Annotated in this window: 6 protein-coding genes; 5 read left to right on the plus strand and 1 reads right to left on the minus strand. The window is 65.8% G+C overall.

All coding sequences use genetic code 11. From position 1 onward, the window contains the following. The first annotated feature begins 40 nt into the window (after window positions 1-40). From AC1DW2_RS37850 to AC1DW2_RS37870, 5 genes are all read left to right on the plus strand, one after another. Window positions 41-1,273 carry a rhodanese-like domain-containing protein gene (locus tag AC1DW2_RS37850; protein ID WP_477008538.1) on the plus strand — a complete coding sequence of 411 codons (1,233 nt, stop codon included), beginning with the start codon at window positions 41-43 and terminating at the stop codon, window positions 1,271-1,273. Window positions 1,274-1,393: 120 nt separating this feature from the next. After that, window positions 1,394-2,638, plus strand: coding sequence for a phosphoglycerate dehydrogenase (gene serA / locus AC1DW2_RS37855; protein ID WP_477008539.1), 1,245 nt, complete (start codon window positions 1,394-1,396; stop codon window positions 2,636-2,638). 109 nt (window positions 2,639-2,747) lie between these two features. Beyond that, on the plus strand, window positions 2,748-3,767 hold the full coding sequence (locus tag AC1DW2_RS37860; RefSeq protein WP_063979779.1) for a patatin-like phospholipase family protein: 1,020 nt from the start codon (window positions 2,748-2,750) through the stop codon (window positions 3,765-3,767). Between the two features lie 3 nt (window positions 3,768-3,770). Next, on the plus strand, window positions 3,771-5,225 hold the full coding sequence (locus AC1DW2_RS37865) for a GntP family permease (RefSeq protein WP_477008540.1): 1,455 nt from the start codon (window positions 3,771-3,773) through the stop codon (window positions 5,223-5,225). Window positions 5,226-5,319: 94 nt separating this feature from the next. Continuing rightward, the gene (locus AC1DW2_RS37870; protein ID WP_477008541.1) at window positions 5,320-6,981 is read left to right on the plus strand and encodes a tannase/feruloyl esterase family alpha/beta hydrolase; all 1,662 of its coding nucleotides are present in this window, start codon (window positions 5,320-5,322) and stop codon (window positions 6,979-6,981) included. Window positions 6,982-7,059: 78 nt separating this feature from the next. Here the strand turns inward: AC1DW2_RS37870 and AC1DW2_RS37875 are convergent. After that, window positions 7,060-7,304 (minus strand): transposase (locus AC1DW2_RS37875; RefSeq protein WP_477008542.1); only part of this gene is annotated, 245 nt, incomplete at its 5' end.

The following is a 7,304-nucleotide window of genomic DNA, read 5'->3' on the forward strand; positions in this document are numbered from 1 at the left end:
CGTTCAAAAGCCCTTGGCCTTACTTGCCAGGGTTCACGCCATGAAGCTCCCCACCGTCACCCCCGCCGATATCCGCCGCGCGCTGCTGCTCCGCGAGGAGATCGCGCTGCTCGATCTCAGGTACGAAGCCGGCTTCGCCACCGGCCATCCGCTGTTTGCCGCCAACATGGCCGCGGACCGGATCGCGATCGAGGCCGAGGTGCGGTTGCCGCGCAAGGACGTCGCGATCGTGCTCTATGATGATGGCGAGGGACTTGTTGCAACCGGCGCCGAGCGGCTTGCCGCGCTCGGCTACACCAATGTCAGCGCGCTTGACGGCGGGCTGAAGGCTTGGCGCGATGCGGGCTATAAGGTGTTCGAGGACGTCAATTCCTATTCCAAGGCATTCGGCGAGCTGGTCGAGGCACGCCGCCACACGCCGTCGTTCAGCGCCGACGAGGTGGCAAAGCTGATCGCGGACAAGGCCAACATCGCGATCCTCGATGTTCGCCGCTTCGACGAATATGCGACCATGAACATTCCGGGCTCGGTTAGCGTGCCCGGCGCTGAGCTGGTGCTGCGCGCAGGACAGGCCGCGCCCGACCCTGAGACCACCATCATCGTCAATTGCGCCGGCCGCACGCGCTCGATCATCGGCACCCAGTCGCTGATCAATGCCGGCGTGCCCAACAAGGTGCGGGCGCTGCGCAACGGCACGATCGGCTGGACGCTGGCGCGGCACACGCTCGATCACGGCGCCGACAGGCGTGGCGCGATCGGGCCGTTCGAGGGCGGCCCGGTCAATGCGCGCGACGTCGCCTATCGCGCCGGTGTTCGCCATATCGGCGCGAACGAGGCGAAAGCGCTCGCAGCGCAGACCGACCGCACGCTCTATCGTTTCGACGTACGCGACGCAGAGGAATTTGCGGCCGGCCATCTCCCCGGCTTCCGCCATTATCCCGGCGGACAGCTCGTCCAGGAAACCGACATGGCCGCACCCGTGCGTGGCGCGCGCATCCTCCTGTCCGACGACAAGGGCGTGCGTGCCGACATGACGGCATCCTGGCTCGCGCAGATGGGCTGGGAGGTCTACGTCCTCGAAGGCGGCTACGAGGGTGAGCTCGAGGTCAGCCCGCCGCGCGTGCTGCCCAAGCCCGACCCGGCACATCGTTACCGCCGGCCCTACGAAGGCACTGACGTCGCCGAGCGCGCGATGCAGGCCTATCTCGACTGGGAATATGGTCTCGTCGAGCAACTCCGGCTCGACGGCACGCATGGGTTTTACGTCATTTGACTGGGCGGCCACCGTAAACACTTACCGCCCCGCCATCTTCTCCCCATATCCGAACCCTATTGTGCTGCATCTCCCCCGCGGTCTATGAGCTGCGGCAAAGCTGTGACCCACGGAGATTCCATGCCAGCCCCAGGCCAAAGCCCCGAGCGGAACGCGAAGGCGCTGTTGCTCGAAGGCGTCAATGACAGCGCTGTCGACCTGTTCCGGAGCGCGGGCTTCACCAATGTCGAGCGGTTGACCAAGGCGCTGGACGGCGAAGACCTGCGGCGCGCGCTGAAGGGCGTGTCCCTGCTCGGCATCCGCTCGCGCACCCAGATCACCGATGAGGTGCTCGCGGCCGCGGATGGGCTTCTCGCGGTCGGCTGCTTCAGCGTCGGCACCAACCAGGTCGATCTGCTGGCGGCCCGCAAGCGCGGCATTCCCGTGTTCAATGCGCCGTTTTCCAACACGCGCAGCGTCGCCGAGCTCGTGATCGGCGAGATCGTGATGCTACTGCGGCGCATCTTCCCGCGCTCGGTGTCGGCGCATGAGGGCGGCTGGGACAAGTCGGCGACCGGCAGCCGCGAGGTGCGCGGCCGCACGCTCGGAATCATCGGCTACGGCAATATCGGCTCGCAGCTCTCGACGCTGGCCGAAGCGATCGGCATGCGCGTGATCTATTTCGACCGCACCGACAAGCTCCGCCACGGCAACACCGAGCCGGTCGAGAAGCTGGAAGAGCTGCTGGCGCAGAGCGATGTCGTCAGCCTTCACGTGCCCGAGACGCCGGAGACCGCGGGCATGATCGGCGAGGCGGAGGTGCGGGCGATGAAAGCAGGCTCGTTCCTGATCAACAACAGCCGCGGCACCGTGGTTGATCTCGATGCGCTCGCGGGCGCCCTGCGCGACGGCCATCTCGCCGGCGCAGCCATTGACGTGTTTCCGGTCGAGCCGTCCTCGAACTCGGATCGCTTCAAGAGCCCGGTGCAGGGCCTCGAGAACGTCATCCTCACCCCGCATATCGGCGGCTCGACCGAGGAAGCACAAGAGCGCATCGGCGGGGAAGTCGCGCGAAAACTGGTCGACTATTTCATCACGGGATCGACCATGGGCGCGGTGAATTTCCCGGAGGTGCAACTGCACTTGCGTCCCGCCGGTGCGCGCTTCAGCCATGTCCATCGCAACGTGCCGGGCATGCTGCGGCGGCTGAACGAGGTTTTCCTCCAGCGCGACATCAACATCGTCGCGCAATATCTGGAGACCGCCGGCGACCTCGGCTACGTCGTGCTCGACGCCGACCTCGGGGGCGAGGATTCAGGCGCGCTGCTTGCGCATATCCGCGCGCTTGAGGGCACGGTCGGCGCACGGCTGGTATTCGAGCACTGAACCGCCCTACGTTCCGGTTGCATCTTGCGGTCACAGCTCCCACACTGCTGTCATCCTCGGCGTGCTACAATCACGTCGAATTTGAGCTTCAGTTGCGTGAGTGTCCGCCATGGAACGAGACGCCGTACTGATTGATCTCGCGCTTCAGGGCGGCGGTTCGCACGGCGCCTTCACTTGGGGTGTGCTCGACCGCCTCCTGGAAGAGAGATGGCTAGAGATCGCAGCGATCTCCGGAACCTCCGCAGGCGCGATGAACGCGGCCGTGCTGGCGGACGGCTGGACGGCCGGTGGCGCCGAGGGCGCGCGCGACGCGCTCGAAAAATACTGGCGCCGCGTTTCGAAGGCTGCCGCCTTTAGTCCGCTCCAGCGCTCGCCGCTCGATCGATTGATGGGGCGCTGGACGCTCGATACGTCGCCCTTCTACATTCTCACCGATTTGATGTCGCGCGTGCTGTCGCCCTACGATCTCAATCCGACCGGCTACAATCCGCTGCGCGCCGTGCTGGCCGAGAGTATCGATTTCGAGCGGCTCGCGAACTCGCCAATAAAGCTGTTCGTCACCGCGACGCGGGTGCGCACCGGCCGTGGACGGATCTTCCGCAATGCCGAGATCACGGCGGACGTGCTGCTGGCGTCGGCCTGCCTGCCGACCATGTTCCGCGCGATCGACATCGACGGCGAACCCTATTGGGACGGCGGCTTCGCCGGCAACCCCACGATCACGCCGCTCATTCGCGAAAGCGATGCGCACGACACGATCCTGGTGCAGATCAATCCGACCGAAACGCTCGAAGAGCCGCGGACGGCTGCGGAGATTCTCAATCGATTGAACGAGATTTCGTTCAATTCGCCCCTGATGAAGGAATTGCGCATGATCGCGCTGCTGCGCCAGGCGGCCGACCCCGGCAGCGGCGAGGGCGCGCGCTGGGCAAAGATGCGGACCCACCGCGTCAAGAGCGACATGCTGGCGAAGTTCGGCGCGTCATCCAAGCTCAACGCCGAATGGGAGTTCGTCTCGATGCTGCGCGCCGAGGGGCGCCTGGCCGCGGACGCGTTTCTCGCCGCGCACGGTGCCGACATCGGCCGGCAATCGACCGCCGATCTCGACGTCCTGCTGTCGGAGTGCTGAGGCATGGGTCTTCTCGGCCTCCTCGTCGGGCTCGCCCTGCTCGTCCTGTTCGCTTTTCGCGGCTGGAGCGTGCTTCTGCTGGCGCCGTTTGCAGCGCTCGTTGCCGCGTTGTTCGGCGGCGAGCCGCTGCTTGCGAACCTGACCCAGGTGTTCATGGTGCATGCGGCGGGATTTCTGGCGCAATTCTTCCCGATCTTCCTGCTTGGCGCGGTCTTCGGCAAGCTGATGGACGATAGCGGTGCGGTCACGTCGGTCGCCGMCTTCATGGCGGAGCGCCTCGGCGAGCGTCGCGTGATCCTGGCGGTGGTGCTCGCCGGTGCCGCGGTGACCTATGGCGGCGTCAGCCTGTTCGTTGCGTTTTTCGTCATCGTTCCCATGGCCCGCTCGCTGTTTCGCGCGGCTTCGATCCCGCGTCGCCTGATCCCGGCTGCGATCGTGCTGGGAACGTCGACCTTCACCATGTCGGCCTTGCCGGGCACGCCGTCGATCCAGAATGCGATCCCGATGCCGTTCTTCGGCACGACGCCGTTCGCAGCGCCAGGTCTCGGTATCATCGCCTCCCTCATCATGCTCGTGACAGGATTGTGGTGGCTGCACCGCGCTGAAGCCGCAGCGCGCCGTACCGGAGAAGGCTATGGCGACGACATCGAGGGCGCGACCGAGCGCGCCGCCGCCGACGAGCTCGTGCGCGAGCGCGCCACGACCGCGCGCGAGTTCGATCCGGCGGAACTCCAGCACGGTCAGCGTAGCGAGCGGCCGTCGCCCGTGTGGAGTGCGATCGCGCCGCTGATCGTGGTCGTCATCGTGAATCTGGTGATGTCGCTCGTGGTGCTGCCGCGGCTCGATGTCAGCTATCTCGCCGAGCAGCGTTTTGGTGAAACGACGCTCGCGGCCGTCGCGGGCGTGTGGTCGGTCGCGGTCGCGCTGACTGCGGCCATCGTCACGACCATCGCGCTGAACCGGGCCCGCCTGCCGGCGCTTCGCCGCACCATGGACGCCGGGGCCAATGCATCGGTCCTGCCTGCGTTCAGTGTCGCCAGCCTCGTCGGATTCGGTGCGGTCGTCGCCTCGCTGCCGGCGTTCACGATCGTGCGGGACTGGGTGCTGGCGATCGAAGGCGGACCGCTGGTCTCGCTAGCGGTTGCGACCAACATCCTGGCCGCGCTGACCGGGTCGGCGTCAGGCGGCCTGACGATCGCGCTGGACGCGCTCGGCCAGACCTATGTCGAGCTCGCCGCGCGCACCGGCATCGCCCCTGCCTTGATGCACCGCGTCGCGGTGATCGGCTCGGGGACGCTCGACATCCTGCCGCACAATGGCGCGGTGGTCAGCCTGCTCGCGATCTGCGGCCTGACGCACCGTGACAGCTATTTCGACATCGTGATGGTCGGCATCGTGACGTCGCTGCTGGCGCTGGTCGCCGTAATCGCATTGGGTAGTGCGCTGGGATCGTTCTGAAGGAAGGCCAGCAAGCGATTGACGGAAGGGCGAAGGTTGCATTGAATGCGGCCAACCGTCGGATACAAAAATAGGGAAAGCCAGGGTGGAAACGATGACGCGAAAGAACGCGAAGCGGTGTGCATTACTCGTGGGTGCGGCGGTCGCGCTGAGTGCGAATGCCGTGTCGGCGGCGACGCTGGCGGAGGATGCGGAGATGGTCTGCAAAAGCCTCGCTGGCGGCGCCGATGCCGTGAAGATCGTTTCCGCGACATTGCTGGCGCCGTCGCAACTGGCTGTCGCCGAGCGCGGGCCGACGCCGTCTGGGCGCATCACGCCGGCCAATCCCGGTTTCTGCAAGGTGCTGGGTCACATCGACCCAACCGATCCCAAGGCGCCGCCGATTAAATTCCAGGTCAACCTTCCCGTCGAATGGAACGGGCGCTCCGTTCAATATGGCGGTGGGGGCTTTAACGGCGTGCTGATCACCGGCCTTGGGCTGCCGCCGGCCTATCCGTTCGACAAGCCGTCGCCGCTGGCGCGCGGCTTCGTCACCTACGGCACCGATTCCGGCCATGAGTCCAAGCCAGGCGAGCCGCCGCAACTGTTCGCGCTGAATGACGAAGCCTTCGAGAATTTCGCCCACCGTGCCTACAAGAAGGTGCGCGACGCCGCGGTTGGGCTGATGGAGCGCACCTACGGCAAGAAGCCGGAAAAAATGTACTTCATGGGCTCGTCCGAGGGCGGCCGCGAAGGCCTCACCATGGCGCAGCGTTACCCTGATGATTTCGATGGCATCTTCGCCCGCGTGCCCGTGATCAACTGGGTCGGCCTGCAGCATGCCGGCACGCGCTCGGGGCTCGCGACCATGGGCGAGGGCTGGATCAATCCGGCGCAGGTCAAGCTCGTGGCCGATTCCGTGCGGCAGGCTTGCGACAAGGCCGACGGCTCCGATAATGCGCTGGTGCAGGACCCCGTAGCCTGCAAGGCAGCGTTCAAGGTCGAGACGCTGCGTTGTGCGGCGGGCCAGAGCGGCGATCAGTGCCTCACCGATGCACAGATCAAGGCCGTGAACACGCTGCACGGGACCTACAAATTCCCGTTCGCGCTCGCCAACGGGCTCGACGATTATCCGGGCTGGGGCGTGTCGGGCGAGGATGCGGCGGCGATCGGACCGACCGGTGGCTGGGTGGCGTGGTGGCTTGGCACAGCGCCACCCGCGCAGCCGCCTGCCCCCAACAACGGCATCGCCTGGATCTACGGCGCCGGCGGCATTCAACATGTGTTCGCACGCGATCCCAAGCTCGACGTCACCACCTACAAGGTCGAGGAGCACAAGGCGCGGCTGATCGAGGTCTCGAGCCTGATGGATTCGACCGATCCCGATCTCAGCCGGTTTCGCGGACGCGGCGGCCGGCTGATCATGCTCGAGCACATGGCTGACTATGCGCAGAGCCCCTATGCCGGCATCCGCTATTTCGAGAGCGTCGAACGCAAGCTCGGCAAGGCCGAGACGGCGGAATTCGCGCGGCTCTACACCGCGCCCGGCGTCGACCATGTCGGCTCCGGCGCGCCGGCCAATGTCGACATGCTGAGCGCATTGGTCGACTGGGTCGAGAAGGGCAAAGCGCCCGGCGATCTGGAGGTCTCTGAGCAAAAGGTCGAGGCGCCGTCGTTTGCCGTGTTGCGCGCGATGCCGCTGTGCCGCTGGCCGTCCTGGCCGCGTTACAAGAGCGGCCCGGTCACGGAGACGTCCAGTTTCACCTGCGCGCCGTGAGGCGGCTCTTCACCTCTCCCCGCTTGCGGGGAGAGGTCGGATCGCTCTTGCGATCCGGGTGAGCGACTGTGTTCGCTGTCAAGCGGGTTGCCATGGTGTTTTAGTCCTGATCATGACATTGAGGATGGTCAGCAGCTTGCGGGCGACGGCGATCAGGGCAACGAGCTTCGGCTTTCCATTGGCCACGAGGCGCTCAAAGAAGGCCTTGAGGACGGGGTTGTGACGTCTGGCGGTCATTGCTCCCATGAACAATACCGTTCGCACCGCTTGTCGCCCGCCACCAATGAAGCTTTTTCCGCGCCATTGGCCGGATTGGCGCGTGT

This window comes from Bradyrhizobium sp. P3_C3 (assembly GCF_056402655.1).

Bases quoted from the DNA above. Each gene is read 5' to 3' on its own strand.
- AC1DW2_RS37860 (WP_063979779.1), top strand. From the start codon at position 2,748: ATGGAACGAGACGCCGTACTGATTGATCTCGCGCTTCAGGGCGGCGGT.
- AC1DW2_RS37870 (WP_477008541.1), top strand. From the start codon at position 5,320: ATGACGCGAAAGAACGCGAAGCGGTGTGCATTACTCGTGGGTGCGGCG.
- serA (WP_477008539.1), top strand. From the start codon at position 1,394: ATGCCAGCCCCAGGCCAAAGCCCCGAGCGGAACGCGAAGGCGCTGTTG.
- AC1DW2_RS37850 (WP_477008538.1), top strand. From the start codon at position 41: ATGAAGCTCCCCACCGTCACCCCCGCCGATATCCGCCGCGCGCTGCTG.